The 2,466-nt window shown below is 41.6% G+C and carries 1 protein-coding gene; it reads left to right on the plus strand.

Going from position 1 to position 2,466, the window contains the following annotated elements:
• Nucleotides 1-220 precede the first annotated feature (220 nt).
• Nucleotides 221-2,443, plus strand: a complete 2,223-nt coding sequence (locus tag PX484_RS14000; protein WP_288104323.1) for a WD40 domain-containing protein — start codon at nucleotides 221-223, stop codon at nucleotides 2,441-2,443.
• Nucleotides 2,444-2,466: the final 23 nt, after the last annotated feature.

Here is a 2,466-nt window from a genome sequence, read left to right on the forward strand (position 1 = left end):
GATTTTAGGTTCGATCCCCCCTGCCCCCCTTGATAAGGGGGGTGCCGATAGGCGGGGGGATCCCCCTTGATAAGGGGGGTGCCGATAGGCGGGGGGATCCCCCTTAATAAGGGGGGCATCTGATAATTTTTAACGCCTACTTACTTATGATAAAATGCCTTCAAAGACAGGTAAGGGAAAACTTGTAATTATTCACTCAATAAAATAACTGATAGCCGAGATGAAACCCTGTTACTGCATTAATCCCGATTGTTCTCAACCAGACCATCCGAGTAATAATAACTCGAATACTCGTTACTGTCAAAGTTGCGGCTCTGAGTTGTTGTTAAATGGTAAATATAGGGTAAGTCGGTTATTGAGTGATACGACCGGTTTTGGCGTTGTTTATGAGGCTTTTGAAGGTTTTACAGCCAAAATCCTCAAGGTATTACAAGAAAAATGGAATAATGAACCGAAGGCAGTGGAATTATTTAAACGGGAATATGACGTTTTATTAGAGTTGAGTCGTCAAAATGTCACCGGTGTTCCTCGCGCAGATGCCTATTTTCAATATTCCACAAGGGAGGGGAAAATATTACACTGTTTAGTTATGGAAAAAGTGGAGGGGATTAATTTAGAACAGTGGCTAAAGCAGTATGATAAGTTAAGTCAAAAACGAGCCTTAAAATGGCTGAGAGAAATTACTTTAATTCTCGATAAAATTCATCAACAGAATTGGCTGCATCGAGATATTAAACCCCCTAATATCATGCTGCGGAATAGTGGCGAGTTGGTGTTAATTGATTTTGGCACAGCAAGGGAAGAAACCCAAACCTATCATCAAAAGGTAAAAGGTCAACAGGTGACAGGTATTACCTCAGCCGGATATACACCCAATGAACAACAACATGGCCAAGCAGTGATTCAATCAGATTTTCATGCTTTAGGACGAACTTTTGTGCATTTATTAACCGGAAAACATCCCTTAGAAATTTATGATGCGGTTAATGATGTTTTATCTTGGCGAGAAGAAACGGAAAATATTCACCCGTTATTGTTGGATTTTATTGATGAGTTGATGGGAAGATTACCCAAGAATAGACCGGCTAATACTAGGGTTATTTTACAGCGTTTGGATGAGATTGAACGGCAATTAAAGTTACCTCCTATAAATCCTAATAGGCCATCTCCACCAGCAGCAAATCCGCAGCCTGTTGTAACTCAAAAACAACCGCCAGTTATTCCTAAGATTAATCCTTCTCCGCCAGTTTCACCTGTAGCTGTACCAAAAAAAACACCAGCACAACTGGTTAAAAATAATAATCTGAGAAATGGATTAATAGCTCTTGGTGGAGTTTTGTTATTAGGAGTAGGAATAACGCAAGGTTATGGTTATTTTAAATATTTAGAGTTTCCTGCTAGTCCTCAATTATTAATATCTGATTTATCTAGTCTTCGCTTCTTAGATAAAAGCCTTACTGGTCATTCTAGCTGGGTTGATTCAGTAATATATAGTCCCGATGGTCGCTATTTAGCTAGTGGTAGTTGGGACAAAACTATCAAAGTTTGGGATGTAGTAACGGGAACAGAATTGCGTACCCTTACTGGTCATTCTGGCCAGGTTTATTCACTAGCATATAGTCCCGATGGCCGCTATTTAGCTAGTGGTAGTTCGGACAAAACTATCAAAATTTGGGAGACAGCAACGGGAACAGAATTGCGTACTCTTACTGGTCATTCTATGACGGTTTGGTCAGTGGCATATAGTCCAGATGGCCGCTATTTAGCTAGTGGGAGTCTTGACAAAACTATCAAAATTTGGGAGGTGGCAACGGGAAAAGTGCGTACCCTTACTGGTCATTATATGACGTTTTGGTCAGTGGCATATAGTCCCGATGGCCGCTATTTAGCTAGTGGTAGTTCGGACAAAACTATCAAAATTTGGGAGACAGCAACGGGAAAAGAATTGCGTACTCTTGCTGGTCATTCTAAAGGGGTTTGGTCAGTAGTATATAGTCCCGATGGCCGCTATTTAGCTAGTGGTAGTAGTGACAAAACTATCAAAATTTGGGAAGTAGCAACGGGACAAGAATTGCGTACTCTTACTGGTCATTCCGAGGGGGTTTTATCAGTAGCATATAGTCCCGATGGCCGCTATTTAGCTAGTGGGATTGGTGACGGTGCTATCAAAATTTGGGAGGTAGCAACGGTAAGAGAATTGCGTACCCCTACTCGTCATTCTGAGGTAGTTAGGTCAGTAGCATATAGTCCCGATGGACGCTATTTAGCTAGTGGGAGTCAGGACAAAACTATCAAAATTTGGGAGGTAGCAACGGGAAACGAATTGCGTACCCTTACCGGTCATTCTGAGACAGTTTTCTCAGTAGCATATAGTCCCGATGGTCGCTATTTAGCTAGTGGGAGTGCTGACAAAACTATCAAAATTTGGCGGGTGAGACAGTAAACTTGTGTTTGGGGTGACAGCAA

Origin of the sequence: Microcystis sp. M49636_WE2 (assembly GCF_030065375.1) — a bacterium.
Lineage (GTDB): Bacteria > Cyanobacteriota > Cyanobacteriia > Cyanobacteriales > Microcystaceae > Microcystis > Microcystis aeruginosa_C.

Bases quoted from the DNA above. Each gene is read 5' to 3' on its own strand.
- PX484_RS14000 (WP_288104323.1), top strand. From the start codon at position 221: ATGAAACCCTGTTACTGCATTAATCCCGATTGTTCTCAACCAGACCAT.